1 pseudogene is annotated in these 705 nt (G+C 43.7%); it reads left to right on the top strand.

The features are described from left to right. Window positions 1–705: pseudogene (locus NL42_RS18735) on the top strand (hypothetical protein); the annotation flags it as partial.

Raw genomic sequence — 705 nt, 5'->3', positions numbered from 1 at the left:
ACCACTGTAAACACGGGTTCTTCTGTTGATGCACACGTTTCAACATCAGGCCTACTTTCAAATGTTATTTCAACAGTAACTAATACAGTTACCCACACAACAACAGGCTTAGTTTCTGATGTGGTTGGCACTGTAACAGGTACTGTCGGTTCTTCAAATCCCATAGAAACAGTAACCAATGTTGTAGGTGGCGTAACTGGAGGTTTACTTGGAGGCGTGTCTGGTGGCAATCCTCTTGAAGTTGTCACTGGTATTATCGGCGGCGTAACAGGTGGTGTGACTGGTGGAACTTCACCAATTTCCCCAGTCATTGATGTCGTTCAAGGCGGCATCGATATTCTCCAAGGTGTCGAAAGCCTAAAAACTGAAATTATTAATACAGGTATTGAAACTGTTGCTGGAACAGTCATTGGAGTGCTTCCACAAACAGAACATCCAGTTTCTGAAATTGCAGATCTCGGCACATTAACTTTCGAAACTTCTCGTGATACGGTAAATGGTGCTCTTGAAGTTGTTTCTGATTTAGTAGGCGGAGATATCTCAGGCGCAACTGCTTCAGCAACAGGAATAGTTGAAACACTTATCAACAATGGTACAACTGCTACAGGTATTGTTACTGGTGTGGTTGGAAGTGTTACAGATGTAGTGGGTGGCGTAACCGGTGGTGTTGGTGGTAACCCTCTTGAAGTCGTAACTGACATTATC

The sequence above is a fragment of the Acinetobacter sp. GN11 genome (assembly GCF_054823985.1).
This window is presented reverse-complemented; position numbering and strand designations above follow the sequence as displayed.